15 protein-coding genes are annotated in these 15,579 nt (G+C 63.6%); 3 read left to right on the forward strand and 12 right to left on the reverse strand.

Features of this window, described 5'->3' with window-relative positions; genetic code table 11:
- Window positions 1–6: 6 nt before the first annotated feature.
- The 3 genes from BMF35_RS00785 to BMF35_RS00795 are packed head-to-tail and all read left to right on the forward strand — an operon-like array spanning window position 7 to window position 2,885.
- Entirely contained in the window at window positions 7–1,641 is a 1,635-nt protein-coding gene (locus BMF35_RS00785) for a nitrite/sulfite reductase (protein WP_047006282.1), read from the forward strand.
- The gene (locus tag BMF35_RS00790; protein ID WP_047006283.1) at window positions 1,634–2,107 is read left to right on the forward strand and encodes a DUF934 domain-containing protein; all 474 of its coding nucleotides are present in this window, start codon (window positions 1,634–1,636) and stop codon (window positions 2,105–2,107) included. Before BMF35_RS00785 ends, BMF35_RS00790 begins: the two co-directional genes overlap by 8 nt.
- Entirely contained in the window at window positions 2,100–2,885 is a 786-nt protein-coding gene (locus BMF35_RS00795; protein WP_047006284.1) for a phosphoadenylyl-sulfate reductase, read from the forward strand. The genes BMF35_RS00790 and BMF35_RS00795 overlap by 8 nt, the downstream gene beginning before the upstream one ends.
- Here the strand turns inward: BMF35_RS00795 and BMF35_RS00800 are convergent.
- The 12 genes from BMF35_RS00800 to ftsZ all read right to left on the reverse strand — a co-directional run bounded on the left by BMF35_RS00800 (window position 2,882) and on the right by ftsZ (window position 15,474).
- The gene (locus BMF35_RS00800) at window positions 2,882–3,532 is read right to left on the reverse strand and encodes a hypothetical protein (protein WP_047006285.1); all 651 of its coding nucleotides are present in this window, start codon (window positions 3,530–3,532) and stop codon (window positions 2,882–2,884) included. The two genes, BMF35_RS00795 and BMF35_RS00800, sit on opposite strands and share 4 nt — an antisense overlap.
- A gap of 44 nt (window positions 3,533–3,576) precedes the next feature.
- The gene (locus BMF35_RS00805) at window positions 3,577–4,779 is read right to left on the reverse strand and encodes a cupin domain-containing protein (RefSeq protein ID WP_052765959.1); all 1,203 of its coding nucleotides are present in this window, start codon (window positions 4,777–4,779) and stop codon (window positions 3,577–3,579) included.
- 77 nt (window positions 4,780–4,856) lie between these two features.
- On the reverse strand, window positions 4,857–5,237 hold the full coding sequence (locus BMF35_RS00810; protein ID WP_162273595.1) for a hypothetical protein: 381 nt from the start codon (window positions 5,235–5,237) through the stop codon (window positions 4,857–4,859).
- Between the two features lie 183 nt (window positions 5,238–5,420).
- Complete coding sequence (locus BMF35_RS00815; RefSeq protein ID WP_047006287.1) at window positions 5,421–6,329, reverse strand: NAD-dependent epimerase/dehydratase family protein; 909 nt, start codon at window positions 6,327–6,329, stop codon at window positions 5,421–5,423.
- Entirely contained in the window at window positions 6,326–7,450 is a 1,125-nt protein-coding gene (gene proB / locus BMF35_RS00820; protein WP_047006288.1) for a glutamate 5-kinase, read from the reverse strand. Before proB ends, BMF35_RS00815 begins: the two co-directional genes overlap by 4 nt.
- A gap of 18 nt (window positions 7,451–7,468) precedes the next feature.
- Window positions 7,469–8,539, reverse strand: a complete 1,071-nt coding sequence (obgE, locus tag BMF35_RS00825) for a GTPase ObgE (RefSeq protein ID WP_047006289.1) — start codon at window positions 8,537–8,539, stop codon at window positions 7,469–7,471.
- Window positions 8,540–8,624: 85 nt separating this feature from the next.
- On the reverse strand, window positions 8,625–9,554 hold the full coding sequence (locus BMF35_RS00830) for a hypothetical protein (protein ID WP_047006290.1): 930 nt from the start codon (window positions 9,552–9,554) through the stop codon (window positions 8,625–8,627).
- A 217-nt stretch (window positions 9,555–9,771) separates the two neighbouring features.
- On the reverse strand, window positions 9,772–10,545 hold the full coding sequence (locus BMF35_RS00835; RefSeq protein WP_047006291.1) for a Bax inhibitor-1/YccA family protein: 774 nt from the start codon (window positions 10,543–10,545) through the stop codon (window positions 9,772–9,774).
- A gap of 130 nt (window positions 10,546–10,675) precedes the next feature.
- Complete coding sequence (locus BMF35_RS00840; RefSeq protein ID WP_173426182.1) at window positions 10,676–11,476, reverse strand: pyrroline-5-carboxylate reductase family protein; 801 nt, start codon at window positions 11,474–11,476, stop codon at window positions 10,676–10,678.
- Window positions 11,477–11,485: 9 nt separating this feature from the next.
- Window positions 11,486–11,992 (reverse strand): type III secretion system chaperone family protein, encoded by a 507-nt coding sequence (locus BMF35_RS00845; protein WP_047006292.1) that lies wholly within the window; start codon window positions 11,990–11,992, stop codon window positions 11,486–11,488.
- 159 nt (window positions 11,993–12,151) lie between these two features.
- On the reverse strand, window positions 12,152–13,660 hold the full coding sequence (locus BMF35_RS00850) for a tetratricopeptide repeat protein (protein WP_162273596.1): 1,509 nt from the start codon (window positions 13,658–13,660) through the stop codon (window positions 12,152–12,154).
- A gap of 71 nt (window positions 13,661–13,731) precedes the next feature.
- Window positions 13,732–15,474 (reverse strand): cell division protein FtsZ, encoded by a 1,743-nt coding sequence (gene ftsZ / locus BMF35_RS00855; RefSeq protein ID WP_047006294.1) that lies wholly within the window; start codon window positions 15,472–15,474, stop codon window positions 13,732–13,734.
- Between the last annotated feature and the right edge of the window lie 105 nt (window positions 15,475–15,579).

A 15,579-nucleotide genomic window follows, 5' to 3' on the forward strand; every position in this document is an offset into this window, starting at 1 on the left:
TACAAGATGTACCGATACGACCAATACGATCAGGCCATGGTGGATGCCCGTGTGGCGCAATTCCGCGACCAGGCGCAGCGCCGCACCGATGGCAAGTTGACCGAGGACCAGTTCAAGCCGCTCCGGCTGCAGAACGGCCTCTACCTGCAACTGCACGCCTATATGCTGCGCGTCGCCATACCCTATGGCACGCTCTCCAGCCGCCAGATGCACGCTCTGGCCGACATCGCCGACAGATACGATCGCGGCTACGGCCATTTCACCACGCGGCAGAACATCCAGTATAACTGGATCAAGCTGGAAGATGCGGCGGACATTCTGGCCGATCTCGCCAAGGTCGAGATGCACGCCATCCAGACCAGCGGCAATTGCATCCGCAATATCAGCTCGGACCAATATGCCGGCGCCGCGGCAGACGAGGTGGTGGACCCGCGCCCCTATGCGGAGCTGCTGCGCCAATGGTCCAGCTTCCACCCGGAATTCGCCCACCTGCCGCGCAAGTTCAAAATCGCGGTAATCGCATCGGAGCGCGACCGGGCGGCGATGCGCCTGCATGATATCGGCATCAATATCGTGCGCAACAAAACCGGCGAACTGGGCGCTGCCTTCTATGTCGGTGGCGGCATGGGCCGCACACCGATGATTGCGCCCAAAATCCGCGGTTTCGTGCCGCTCGACCAGCTGGTGACGTACTGCGAGGCGATCCTGCGCGTCTACAACCGCCACGGTCGCCGCGACAACAAGTACAAAGCGCGTATAAAAATCCTCGTGCATGAAACCGGCGCCGAAGAATTCACCCGGCAGGTGGAGCACGAATTCGCGCATCTGCTGGAACAGGATATCGAGCCGCCGCTCGTCGAACTTGAGCGGATAAAGAACTATTTCGCAGACGAACCCTTCCGTTCGGGGCTGACAGAGAAGGCGGACCGCGCCGATCCGGACTTCGCTCTCTGGATCGATCGCAATTGCACGGCGCACAAGCAGCCGGGCTATGTCTCGGCGGCGATCAGCCTGAAGCCCGTCGGCGGCATTCCCGGCGACGCCACGGCAGAGCAGATGCACCTGATGGCCGAGCTCGCGAAGGATTACAGCTTCGACGAATGCCGCGTGACCCATGCGCAAAACATCGTGCTGCCGCATGTCGAAATCGGTCGGCTTTACGAACTCTGGCAGAAGCTGGATGAAGCTGGCCTCGGCACGCCCAACCTCGACCAGGTCGGCGACATTATCGCCTGCCCCGGGCTCGATTACTGCAGCCTCGCCAATGCCCGCTCCATCCCCGTGGCACAAAAGATTTCCGAACGCTTCGCCGCCAGTGGCAAGGGCGATGCGCTGGGCGAATTGAAGCTGAAAATCTCCGGCTGCATCAATGCCTGCGGGCACCACCATGCCGGCCATATCGGCATTCTTGGCGTGGACCGCAAAGGCGTCGAAAACTATCAGCTACTGCTGGGCGGAAGCGAGGCGGAAGATGTCTCGCTCGCCAAGATCACCGGCCCGGGCTTCGATGAAAACGGCATCGTCGATGCGGTTGAGACCGTCGCCGACCTTTATCTCAACAAGCGCGAGGATGGGGAGCGTTTCCTCGATACCTACCGTCGCATCGGCATGGAGCCGTTCAAGGAGGCGCTTTATGGCTGATCCGCAATTTCCGGCAGAAGGCGGCCTCGGCGCAGGGCGCGACGAAGTGCAGCTGCGCTTCCGCGATGACGAGATGGCGCCAGCGGCGCAGGTAACAGTGGACGCTTTCCTTGAGCAGGATGACGCCAGCGCCGTTCGCATAGAGCCGGGCGACGATGCCCGCGCCTTGCTGCCGCATCTTGCGCGTATTCGCCTCGTCGAAATCAATTTCCCGACCTTTGGCGACGGCCGCGGCTACTCTGCGGCGCGGACCCTGCGAGAGGCCGGCTATAGGGGCGAAATCCGCGCCGTCGGAGACGTGCTGGTCGACCAGATCGCCTTCATGCGCCGCTGCGGTTTCGATGCCTTCGCGCCCGAACGGCCGCTCGACGAAGCCGATGTCGAAGCAGAACTTGCCCGTTTCCCGCATGCCTATCAGAGCGCAGCGGACGACGCCGTGCCGATCTGGAGACTGCGCCATGGGTGAACCGGCGCGCAAGATCGACCGGATCGACACCGCGCCCGCCTTCTCGCAGGCCGATGCCGATGCCCTCAACGCCCGTTTTGCAGGCGTGCCTGCGCCGGACATGCTGCGCACGCTGCTGGCGGAGGACGCTCTGGGCCGTGTCGGCGTGGTATCCAGCTTCGGCACCGAAGCGGTTGTCCTGCTGCATCTGGTGACGCAGGCGAACAGGGACATCCCCGTAATCTTCGTCGATACGTTGAAGATGTTCGAAGAGACGCTGGCTTATCGCAAGCAGGTGATCGAGCAGCTCGGCCTCACCAATGCCAGCGTCGTGCGGCCCGATCCGGCTGCCCTCGCCGCCAAGGACGAAAAGGGTCTGCGCTGGTCCTTCGATCCTGATGGCTGCTGCGCCATTCGCAAGGTTGAGCCGATGAACCGCGCCAAGGCTAGCCTCGACAGCTGGATTTCGGGCCGCAAGGCGTTCCAGTCGCACACACGTCAGAACCTGCCGCGCTTCGAGGTCGAGGACGGCCGGATGAAGGTCAATCCGCTGGGCGACTGGACCAAGGACGATCTGGAAGCCTGGTTCGAAAAGCACGATTTGCCGCGCCATCCGCTCGAGGCGCAAGGCTATCCCTCGATCGGCTGTTCACCTTGCACAAGCAAGGTGTTGCCCGGCGAGGATCCGCGCGCGGGCCGTTGGCGCGGGTGGGACAAGGTGGAATGCGGCATCCATTCGCCGAACAATCCGGATGGCGGCGAGAGAGATCTCCCGCCGGGCTACGAGCCGTTTCTCTAGGCCGCAGCCGACAGCGCCGTCATTGACATCGATAGCGCCACGATCAGCGCAAGCGCGGTCACGAAAGCCCGCACTGCCTGCCACATCGCTCGGCCGATACTCAATTGCCCGTTGGCCATGAACCACCGAGTCTGCACAGCGAGCAGCCGCGCGATCGCCGCAATAATTCCGATACCGGCCACCAGCGGCACATCGCGGGCAAAAATCGCACCCAAATCCACGACCAGCGCGAAGGGGGCGGCGATGAAACATTGCGCGTAGAAAGGCGGGCGCAGCGTGTTCCGGTCAAGCGCAACATTCTGCAGCTTCAGCAGGCGGACCGAGAACATCAACGGAATAAGAGCGAATGCCACGAGCCGGAAAGCAATGAGATTGCGCTCGTCTGCGAGAATTCCCTCTAGCTGCTCCCATCCATGGGAAAGCTCTACGAGATGCGCCAGTCCGAGCGTCAATGCCAAGAAAATGGGCGGGCTGAGCGTGTCGGAATACCGGTCCTCATCCACATCGTCGAGTTCCGTATCGGCATACTGCATCAATTCCAGCGGCCGAGCCACCGACAGGAAGAGCGTGCGCGGATAGAACACGATCCAGCTCATGACCTCGTACAGCAAGGCCTCGAGCGACTTGATGAGTTTCATGAAATCCATGGCGCGCTATCCTGATAGCAGCATGCGCGCCATGGCAAGGGCTCCTAGCTTTTTACAAGCAGGCCGTAGGCGACAAGCGTGCCGACGATATCTTCCAGCTCTTCAGCGTCCTCGACATCGAAATCGGACTTAGCGAGCGAGCCTTCGGTAATGCGTGCTTGCAATTGCTGCGCCAGCGCATCCGATAGCGGGATGCTGGTTCCTGCGAGCACGATCTGCTTTTCCGCCTTCCCGTCATCGGTCAGGTCTTCGAAGGAATAGAGGATATTGTCGCGCACGGTGAAGCGGTCGTCCGCGCCGATGGGCGCGCAGAGCGTGTTGAGCCCGCCGCGCACGCGCCCGCCCTGCTCGCGCACGAAATTGGCCGAGAACGTCGCCAGCGTCGCTTCGAAGCTGGCGGTGTCGCCGATGGCTTTGGCAAGGCGATGAAACTCCGCCTTGTGCGCTTCGCGTTCGCTTTCCTCGAAATATAGGCCGCGCGGCAGCGAATGGCGCAGTTCGGGAATGCGCAAGGATGCTTCGGCAACCGCTTCCAGCATGAAATCGGCCCAGGTCTGCACCAGGATGCCGACAGTGATGTGCAGGCTGGGCTGGTCGCCATGCGTCAGCGCGCGATGCGCCGTGCCGCGCGGCACGTAGAGGCACTGCCCTTCTTCCAGCAGGAACTTGTCTTTTAGGTCGCCGACATCGTCGCGGTCGGCGCGGAAGCCCTCGCCCCGATAAGGCAGGCTTTCACGGTCGCCATAGATTTCCCACTCCTTCGCGCCGGACACCTGCAGCACGAAGACATCGTGATCGTCATAATGGATACCGAAGCCGTGCTCGCCCGGCGGCGTCATGTAGATATTGGTCTGCGTGCGCGCGCCGAAGGCTCGCTCCAGCGCGAGGCAGAATTCGTACAATTTGCCATCGGCAAAGTGCAGTTGCGGCAGGATGATCGTGGCGCCGTCGCGGAACCCGTCCAGCACCGCGCCGCGATCGACATTGCCGTTATCGAAGGTGAACTCAGCAGCGTCTATGCCCTGGCCTGATTTCGCCATGCTGACCGAACTCATCGGCAGCTCGCTGTCGGCGATGATCTCGTCGATCCGGTCGATGCTCAGAAGGTCGCCGACGCCATCGTGCTTTGCCGGGCTGCGATAATATTTCTGCTCGTAGAAATCGCGAAAGAACTCTTCCGGCGAGAGCGGAGCGATCAACATATCGAATGCGTCGCTGGCTGAAAATTTGCTGGTGTCCGCGGCCATGATCCCTGCCTGTCGAAAGCTGAAACAAAGAGGGCCGGATTGCCCGGCCCTCTTCTAATACAATGTCTGTGGCGAGCTTAGCCGCCCGAGCCGCGACCGCGACCGCGACCTGCGCGATCCGAATCGTCGGCATCGGTGATGCCCGAACGACCGTAGCCGGCGCGATCATTGGGATCGCTGTCCGAACGGCCCGTGCCCTGGCCGCGGCCCTGACCGGCGCGGTCGGAATTGGTGCCGGAGTCGGAATCGGTAACGCCGCTGCCGCTGCTGCGACGACCGCCACCGCGGCCATACTGTGCCCGGTCATTGGCGTCGCTATCGGTAACGCCGGTGCGACCCCGACCTGCAGCATCATTCGGGTCGCTGTCCGAACGACCGGTGCGGCCGTAGCCAACCGCATCATTCGGATCGCTATCCGTGCGACCGGTGCGCTGTGCCGCAGCCGGCGATGCAACCATGGATGCCGCGACGCCGCCGCTCACAAGAGCGACAAACGAACGGCGCGAAACGGGCCGTGCCCTCTTAGCCATAATGTATTCCCCACTTTGATCTCCAACCCCTTGGAGACCGTCCAAACGATGAGGACAAACTACCCAAACCGTCTTTTCGCTCAATAGCCCAAATGGGACTATTGGGTAAAGTCAGAGCCAGCCCTCGCTGCGATACCACGCAGCAGTATCGGAAAATCCTTGATCGCCAATTATTTGGGGAGACCATAAAGCTGGTGGTACATTTTTGCCACGCGCGCTCACCCAATCCGGCCACGCCATGTATTTCGCGCGATCGGGGGTCAGTTTGGCACCATCGCCGCGCAGTTTTCGATCGATTTTGGCCGCAAACATGAGCACGGAACGCGGCATGGAGGGCGCCCAGACGGACTTGCCTACCGCAGCCCCGACGGCCCTTGCCAGCTCCTTGTGGGTCCACCCGCCGGGGCGACCATCGTCGGGTTCGTAGATGCGCTGATGGTGCTGCGGATCGTTATTGCACAAGGCGAGAAGCAGGCGCGCAAGGTCGGCGACATGGATGATCGAGGTGCGCCCCGGCGGCGGCATCGGCATGATGCGCCAACGCGCCGCCCGGAACAGCTCGAACATTTCGGTATCGCGCGGACCGTAGACAGCGGGCGGGCGCACCATGGTCCAGTCGAGGCCGCTGGTTTGCACCACTTCCTCGGCCAGCCGTTTCGATTTGCCGTAAAGCGATAGCCCCGGCTCGCGCGCGGCCAGCGAGGACACGTGGATGAACCGGCGCACGCCCTGCTGCCGCGCCGCCGCTACGACATTCTCCGTGCCTGCTACATTGCCTACGTGGAAACCGGCTTCGTCCGGCGCGTTGACGACGCCTGCAATGTGCAGGACGGTAGCTGCGCCCTGCGCCAACTCTGCCAAAGCGGCCTCGTCCTGCAGATCGCCCCTTATCCATGTCACGCCATCGCGAGCGGGCTGATCGCGCCGTGTGAGCGCACGCACGGGTCGGCCCTGCGCCTGCGCCTCATCGAGCACCGCCTGACCCACAAAGCCGGTCGCTCCGGTCACAGCGATGGTCACAGCAGCACCATGTGGTCACGGTGGATAACAGCGGAGCGCGGCGCATAGCCCAGCTGCTCGGCCTGCTCGCTTTCGCGCAGCCCGGCTATCTTGCGGATGTCCGCTGCATCATATTCGCTCAATCCTCTGGCGAAGGCGGTGCCATCCTCGCTGCGGACCTCCACAAGATCGCCGCGCGAAAATTCGCCATCCACCCTTGTGATACCCGCGGCGAGCAGGCTGGCTCCATCATCCAGCAGTGCCCGCCCGCATCCGGCATCGACACTTATCGCACCGGCCGCCGCCAGACGCCCGCCGAGCCAGGCCTTGCGCGCGCCATCCGCGCGGCGCGGGAGGAAAAGCGTACCGCGCTCCTCCGCCATCGCACGGGCGATGGGCGACGGCCCCCGCCCATTGATGATGGCGAGCGCAATACCCGCCCTCTCGGCAATCTGCGCGGCCTGCAATTTAGAGACCATGCCGCCCGATCCGAGGCCGGAGGACGATGCGCTGCTCGCCATGGCCAGGATATCAGGCGTCACACCGTCGACTGTCGAAACCAGCTCGGCATCCGCCTTGCTCGGTTCGCGATCATACAGTCCGTCCACATCGGACAAGAGCAGAACGGCATCCGCACCGCTCGCTTGCGCAACGCGGGCGGCCAGCCGGTCATTGTCACCGAAACGGATTTCCTCGGTCGCAACCGTGTCGTTCTCGTTGACCACCGGCACCAGGCCTTGTTCCAGCAACTTGCCGAGCGTGGCCGACGCATTGAGGTAGCGCCGCCTGTCTTCGAGATCGTCCATCGTCAGCAGCACTTGCGCCGCGCCCAGCCCCTGCGCTGCCAGCGCATCGTGCCATAGTCGCGCCAATGCAATCTGGCCCGCTGCCGCTGCCGCCTGCGCGTGGGAGAGGCTGGCGCGCGCCCGGTCGGTCAAGCCGACGGCACCCGCCCCCAGTGCAATCGCTCCGGAAGAGACGACGACGACCTCCGTCCCGCCATCGCGCAGGGATTTAAGATCGCTTGCGAGCGTGTGCAGCCAATCCGTTTTCGGATGGCCCTCACCGACTATAAGGGCGGAGCCGATTTTCACCACGATGCGCCGCGCGCGTCGCAGGTCGGAAAGGCGGTCGATGGCCATGACCGTCAGCCTAGCGCTTCAATCGAGCGGCGACCAAGGTTTCTTTTCCGCAGCCTCCGCATTGGCATCCGGCAGCGCCTGCGAGGGATTTTCGGTCATCGTGCGATCGGGCAGATAGCCGAGCACCGCATCCAGCAATTTGTCGATGCCATCGCCTGTCGCGCCGGAAATGGGGAAGACATCCTCCGCGCCTGCGGTACGCAGCTCTTCGGCAAAGCCTTCAGCAATTTCCGCATCCGCCAGGTCGATCTTGTTGAGCGCGACAAGGCGGGGCTTGTCTTCCAACGCGGTACCATAGGCGGCCAATTCGCCTTCGACGATCTGCATCGCCTCGACCGGATCGTCTCCAGCAATATCGATCAGGTGAATGAGCACGCGGCAGCGTTCGATATGGCCGAGGAACCGGTCGCCGATCCCCGCTCCGTCTGCCGCACCTTCGATCAGGCCGGGGATATCGGCGAGGACGAATTCGCGCCCCTTGTGGCGGACGACCCCCAGCTTGGGAATGAGCGTAGTAAAGGCATAGTCGCCGACCTTGGCCTGCGCGTTGGAAACGGCGTTGATGAAGGTCGATTTGCCCGCATTGGGCAGGCCGACCAAGCCGGCATCGGCCAGCAGCTTCAGTCGCAGCCACACCCACATTTCCTCACCCGCTTCGCCGGGCTGGTGCTGGCGCGGCGCGCGATTGGTGGCGGATTTATACGATGCGTTGCCCCGCCCGCCCATGCCGCCTTGCAGCAGGACGATCTCCTCACCTTCCTTGGTAAAGTCGGCGAGCACGGTCTCCTTATCCTCGTCCAGCACCTGCGTTCCGACGGGGACTTCGATGACGAGGTCGTCCGCCCCGGCCCCCGTCCTGTCACGGCCCATGCCGTGGCCACCGCGCTTGGCTTTGAAATGCTGCGCGTAGCGGAAATCGATCAGCGTGTTGAGGCCGGGCACCGCGCGCAGGATGATGTCACCACCCCTGCCGCCATTGCCGCCATCGGGCCCGCCGAACTCGATATATTTTTCGCGCCGGAAGCTGACCGCTCCCGGCCCGCCGGCGCCCGATTTCAGAAAGATCTTGGCTTGATCGAGAAAATGCATGCGCCGCCCTTAGGGCAGTTCGCCGACTTTTGCACCTGCCACTTACGTGCCGCAACCCCGAAAAGGCAGCGACAATGCAGTGATGCTATTGCTCGTCCTCGGCATCGGAGGGAATGGGCTGTACGATAGGCGTGCGGTCCGTATCTTCATCCACCGGGATCACTGGGATCAGCACACCTTCCTGGTCGGGCACCGCAACTGTGTCCTCCGGAATGACCTGCGTGATAGCGACGCCCATCTGGCGCTGTTGCGCCGGCGTACCGTACAAGGCCACCCAGCCGGGTTGCGACGCGCCGTAGCGCGCGCCGTGTTCGGCATCCCAAGCGCTGCTGTTCGCGACATATTCGTCATAGGCGCTGTAGAATTGCTCGAACGCCATCTCGTAGCGCTGCAGGCCGGTCATGGCGAACATGCGGAAGTCTTCGGGTGGCGTCGCCAGATACTCCGTCGCCACGTCCAGCGCCGTGCGGCAGAAGAAGCGGCGCGCGGGCGGCAGGGCGAAATAATTGTAAAGACCGGTCGAATATTCTTCCCGGTCGCGAATGGCGGCGCGGCGCACGGCGGTGCGGCCCGTGGGCTCGCCTTCATTGGCAAGCCGGTCACGCGCCTGCTCGCGATAGCGCGCTTCCAGCGCCGCATTCGCTTCGTCGAGAATATCGTCCTGGTCCTGCAGCATCTGGCCATAGCCGAGAAGAATCGGCTCATGCTCGGGCCGCATGCAATTGAGCGCAGCCACATTCCAGCCGGAGCGGAAATGCCAGATGACGTCGTTTTCCGGCAGGCCGGTATTGATCGTCTCGCGCACGCCCAGCACGTTCTTTTCCGGAATGTCCATCCGGTAGGCAGCCTGTGGCGGCGGCAGCGGGCGATAGGGAATGGGCTCGACCACGACCGGCGGAGGCGGCGGTGGCGGCGGGGGCGGTGGAGGCGGCGGCGGAGGCGTGGCGCAGGCTGCCAGCATGGCGACGCCGACAACGGCGGAAATCGCGCGGATGGTGAGAGGTGGCTTGGTCATTATTGCCGCTAATCCTTTATGCCCCCTGCTTTACCCAGCCTGAAGAAAACCGAGCCTGAAGATATTCGGGCCCGACGATACGCCGGCAAGCAAGGCCATCGCTCTAGCGGTGTGGAATCGCAAAGAAAATGCCCGGAATGCAGATTTGCACTCCGGGCATCCGATTTGTGATTCATCTCGTCGCGCGCACCATGAGGATCGCGCGGCGAAAACAGTCCTATTCGCGCGCAGCGCCCATGAAGCGCAGCAGGAAGAGGAACATGTTGATGAAGTCGAGATAGAGGCTCAGCGCGCCCATCACCACCATCTTGCCCAGCGGGAAAGCGGCGGCAGCGGCGGGGTTCGTCATCTTGATCTGCTGGATAGCCAGATATTCCTGCTTCAGGCGCTGCGTATCGTAAGCCGTGAGGCCTGCAAAGATCAGGACGCCGATAAAGCTGATGGCGTACATGAAGGCAGAGCTCTGCAGGAACAGGTTGATGACGCTGGCCACAATCAGGCCGATCACGCCCATGATCAGGAAGCTGCCCCAGCCCGACAGGTCCTTCTGCGTGGTGTAGCCGAACAGGCTGAGACCCGCGAAGGCCGCCGAGGTCGCGAAGAAGGTCGTCGCGATCGAAGCGCCGGTATAGATCAGGAAGATATAGGACAGCGAAAGGCCCATCAGGACCGCAAAGCCCCAGAACATCGCCTGCAGCGTTGTGGTCGAAAAGCGATCGCGGCCGAAGCTCATCGCGAACACGATGGCAAGCGGCGACAGCATGATCACGATGCCGAGAATGCCCTGGTTGAGCGTCTGTGCGAGACCCGTGCGTGCAGCCATCAGGGCCACGATGCCGGTGAGCAACACGCCCGAGGCCATGTAATTGTAGATCGAGAGCATGTGCTTGCGCAGCCCGGCGTCGAACGTCGTGCGCGCGCCTACTTCCCCCGTCTGGCCGGGCGACGTGCCGAAACCCGCGCGGGTCTGGTTGTCGTTCCAATCTGCCATGGTTTTTAAAACTCCAATGTCCCGGCCTCACAAGGCGAGCCGGATTACGCATGATATTGGCAGTTTCGCAGCGTTTTTCAAGCGAAACCGGACGGTTTTGCCTTGCTGTCACATTAACCGTAAATCGCGCTCAGTCGCGGGCTTCGCGGGCCATTTCCGCACTGCGGTCGCGCGCCGCTCTCAGCGTGTCGGACACCAGCCGGGTTAGCGCTTCCTCTTCGTCCAGCACATCCAGCCCCCTGCGGGTCACACCGCCGGGGGAGGCGACCATGTCGGCCAGCTTGCCGGGCGGATGATAGGACCCTGCGGCAAGCGCGGCCGCGCCCTCGGTCATGGCGATGGCAAGTGCGCGCGCCTGATCTTCGGGCAAGCCCAACCGCACCGCCGCGGCGCCCAGAGCATCGATAAAACGATAGATAAAGGCCGGCCCGCTACCCGCCAGCGCAGTAACGAGGTCGTAGCGATCCTCCGCCACCCATTCGGGCGTGCCGAGATGGCGCATCAGCGCGAAGAGATCCTCGCGCCCTGCGTCGTCCAATCCGTCTTCCGCAAGCGCGACCGGCGACTTGCCGAGCGCGCAAGCGAGATTCGGCATGACGCGCACCACGGCTTCCGCTTGCGGGAAATGGCGTCGCAGCGAGGCCAGCTCGGTTCCCGCTAGCACGGAGAGGACTGCCGTGGCTTCGCCGGTTACGCCCTGCAAGGTTGGCGCGATATCGGCCAGCATATGCGGCTTGAAGCCAAGCAGCACGCCGTCGAAATGTCGGCCTTCGGGCACGTCGCGCAGAAGCTCCACATCGCCCGGCACGCTTGCGCGGCTGGGCGTGACGACGGTGAACTTGTCGCGCGGCAGTCCGGCGGCGAGCCAGCCTTCCAGCATGGCCCCGGTCATATTGCCGCAGCCCACGATCAGCATGTTTTCAAACGCCATCGGGGTGCCTTAGGCTTCTCCGGCGGCATCCACCAGCGCCGCGTCCAGCGCCTCACGCGGGGACTTGTCGCCCCACAGCACGAACTGGAAGGCCGGATAGAAGCGGTCGCATTCGGAAATGGCGCTTTCGATGGCCATCTGCGCCATGTCGAGGCTCAGCAGCCCGTCATCGCCCAGCATCAGGCCGTGGCGATACAGCAGCACATTGCCCTGCGACCAGACATCGAAATGTCCCAGCCAGAGCTGCTCGTTGACCAGCGCCAGCAGCTCGTAGGCCGCCTTGCGCTTGTCGTCGGACACTGTGACTTTGGGTAGGCAGAGCAGCTGCAAGACCTTGTCCTCGGCGCGCCAGATGGCGCGCACCTGGTAGGTCGTCCAGCTGCCCGGAACTTCGCCCGTCACCTCGTCATCGCTGACTTGCTCGCAGCTCCAACCATGAGCCTCGAACAGCGCGCCCAGCATTTCGACCGGTGCTGCGTCGTCCGTCTCTTCTATCGTCGCGTGCCGCGTGTTCATGACTGGAAACCGTCGTGCCTTTGCATGTCTGGCTTAATGAAACGCCAACCATATTTCAGGCAAGCGGGGGGTCCGAAAACAGTCGGGCAAAACGTAGCTGGGCTGTTGGCAATTTGTGCACAAGGCTGCGGAGAAGCTGGGCAAAACCCTTAGCCCCGATCAGTCAAGCGACTGAATTACCTCGCCTTCCTGGCTGGTAAAGCCAAACGAATCGACGCCTTCGCCGGCCAGCGCGCTGACCATGGCCTGCGCCTCGCGGGCGGAATCGAAGGGTCCGGTCAGCAGGCGATTGGTCTGGCCCCACGGCGCGCGAAAAGCGTCCGCATCGGCCAGCAAGTCGCCGGCATTGCGCTGGATGCGCCGCCAATCGAAGCGGAAGGCGGAGACATCCTGCCCGGTCGCCACCTGCACCCAATGGCGCGAGGGATGCGCGGGCGGTGCAGGCGCGGCAGGGGGCGGCGCCTCACGCGCGGGCTCGATCGCGGTGATATCGACTGCGCCCGCCGTGGACGGCACGGGCGCGCTTTCCAGCGTGAAGTCGGCAAAGGCTTCGGATAGTTCGACCTGCTGCGGCGCAGGCTCCGGCGTCGCGGCGACCGGTTCGGCAATCGAGAAGGATGGCTGCGCGGCCTCGACGGGCGGGAAGTCTGGCTGTTCTGCGAGAACGGTGGTCGCCGCAGTTGAAGGCTGGCGAGCAGGAGCAGTTGCCGGCGGCGTGCTTGCAGTCGGCGCGGACGAAACCGCAGGCAATTCGCCGGTGGATGCTACGCCGGTTCCGGTTGCGGGGCCAAGCGTTTCGCCCTGCGGCTCCAGCCGGTCGGCGGCAGGGGCCGGGCCGGGCTGACCTTCGGCAGGGCCCATGGCGTTGCCGGACAGTGCCGCGATCTCCGGAGTGTCTCGCCCCATCTGGGCGGCGTCCGGAAATTGACCGAGATTGGCAGCAGCCGCCTGCTGCGCGCGGGTCAGGCGCGGCATAATCCGCAGATACGGCGCCAATCGGGAGGATAGGCGCTGCGGCAGCATGGTTTCCGCAATCGCCACCGCTTCCGCGTCGCGACCGGCAATGGCAAGCGCGAACGCGCGGGTGCGAAAGGCCGACCGGTCCTGTCGCTGGAGCAATGGCAGGAGGATAGCCTCGGATGCCTCGGCATTGCCCGAAATAGCATAGCTCAACGCCAGCCGCCGCACGACTTCTGGCGTCTCGTCGCGCGACAGGGCCTGGCGATAAAAACGCTGCGCCCGGTCGTTGCGGCCGACGAGGTCGTAGGCCAGACCGCGATCCGCGGCATAGGCAGCCATCGGCTCTCCCTGCCTATCCGCGTTGGTAAAAAGCTGCACCGCTGTAGCCGGTTGCCCGCGCCGCATCGCGACCATACCGAGAGAAGCCAGCACGCGCCCGTCATTGGGCGCGATATTCTGCGCTCGCGTCAGAAACGTCTGCGCAGCACTGAGATCACCCAGTTCCAGCGAGGCGCGGCCTGCGGCGATCAGCGATGGCAGCGAATCCGGGTTGCGCGACAAACGGCGCAGCGCATCGTTCAAAGTTTCCTGCGCAGGATTGGGCAGCGCCTGCACCACTTCCTGCGCGCTGGCAGCAGGTGCGCCGAGCGGCATCGCCAAGGCGGCGACACCGCTGGCGATTACGGTAAACTTGCGAAATGAAGCCAATATCATGCGGTTCGCACTATAACGCGCTCGCTGAATAGCGCGAGAACGGCTGACCCGATTTTCCGCCCGACTTACTGGTTATTCTGGCGTCCGAGGAAGCGCGGGATGCGCATGGAGCCGCCATCCTCGTCATCATCGTCGTCGTCATCGTCGTCGCTGGGCGACTGCCGTGAGAGATTGGCCATGCGCTCGAACAGCGTGCTGCCGCCAGCCGCGGCTCCACCGCCGCCTCCAGCGCCGCCGCTGCTGCCTGATCCGGCATTGCTACCGGTCGGCGTTGCATTGTTGTCTCCTGACGGGCCGTCATCGGGATCGTTGGTCCCGGCAGCATCGTCGCCGCCACCGCCGAGCATACGCGCACGGCGACCGCCCTGCGGCTGCACCGGCTCATCCGCCTCGGCGAGGCGGCTGGCGTCGAGCAGCAATTCGTCCTGCGGCGGCTCGTCCTCGGCCGTCGGCTCGACGGTGGCCGGTTCTTCGGCAGGGGCTTCGTCGGTCAATTCCATCGCCGCGTCGAGATCGGCGGCAGTGTCGTCATAGACGGGCGGGACCGGCGCGCGTTCGTCCTCGTCTGCAGGTTCCGGTTCATCGGCGCCGTAACCATCATCGGAACCGACACCAAAGGTGCTGTCATCCGCAGGCGCGGTCAGTTCTGGCTCGGCCATGTCATCGGCAGGTTCGTCGGCTGCCATGTCACCGCCCAGATCAAGAGGTTCATCGTCCTCGGCTGTCAGTTCTGGAGCCTGCTCTTCCATGCCGTCATCGGCGGGAATAGCGAGCGCCGGCGCACGCGGGCCGCGCGTCGTCGAGAGATCGAGCGGACGGGCATTTTCCTGCGGCAGTTGGCCAGTTTGCTCGATGCCCGTGGCGACCACGCTGACGCGGATCTTGCCATCCAGCTCCGGGTTGAAAGCGCTGCCCCAGATGATGTTTGCTTCTGGATCGACAAGCTCGCGAATGTGGTTGGCAGCCTCGTCCACTTCCAGCAGCTTCATATCCTCGCCGCCGATGATGGAGATGATGACGCCTTTCGCGCCCTGCATGGAAACACCGTCCAGCAGCGGGTTGGCAATGGCGTGCTCCGCCGCTTCCAGCGCGCGGTTGTCGCCTTCGCCCTCGCCCGTGCCCATCATGGCCTTGCCCATTTCGCCCATCACGGAGCGCACATCGGCAAAGTCCAGATTGATGAGGCCCGGCATCACCATCAGATCGGTGATGGAACGCACGCCCTGCTGCAGCACTTCGTCTGCCAGCATGAACGCTTCCTTGAAGGTCGTTTCCGCCTTGGCGACCAGGAACAGGTTCTGGTTGGGGATGACGATCAGCGTATCGACATGCTTCTGCAATTCCTCGATCCCGCTTTCGGCGCTGCGCATGCGGCGCGTGCCTTCGAACAGGAACGGCTTGGTCACCACGCCGACGGTCAGGATGCCCCTGTCGCGGGCCACCTGCGCGATGACGGGCGCAGCGCCCGTACCGGTGCCGCCGCCCATACCGGCTGCGATGAAGACCATGTTCACGCCTTCCAGCGCGCGCTCGATCTCCTCGACGGTTTCCTCGGCAGCCGCGCGGCCCACTTCGGGGCGCGATCCTGCACCCAGGCCCTGCGTGATATCCGGTCCCAGCTGGATGCGGTGCTCTGCCGAAGAGCTGTTGAGCGCCTGCGCATCGGTATTGGCGACGATGAAGTCGACGCCTTCGATCTCGGCCTCGATCATGTTGGCGATGGCATTGCCGCCCGCCCCGCCCACACCGATCACGGTAATGCGCGGACGCAGTTCTTCCACGGAGGGCGGGCCGATATTGATGCTCATCTCTTAATCTCCAAAGCAGACGCTCGAATTTCTGCCATTGCACCTGTGCCACAAAGGCAAGGCGTTAATCATAGGTGCCTATACTCTATCCACAGCTAGGATAAG

Origin of the sequence: Aurantiacibacter gangjinensis, from assembly GCF_001886695.1 — a bacterium.
In the GTDB taxonomy this organism is placed as follows: domain Bacteria; phylum Pseudomonadota; class Alphaproteobacteria; order Sphingomonadales; family Sphingomonadaceae; genus Alteraurantiacibacter; species Alteraurantiacibacter gangjinensis.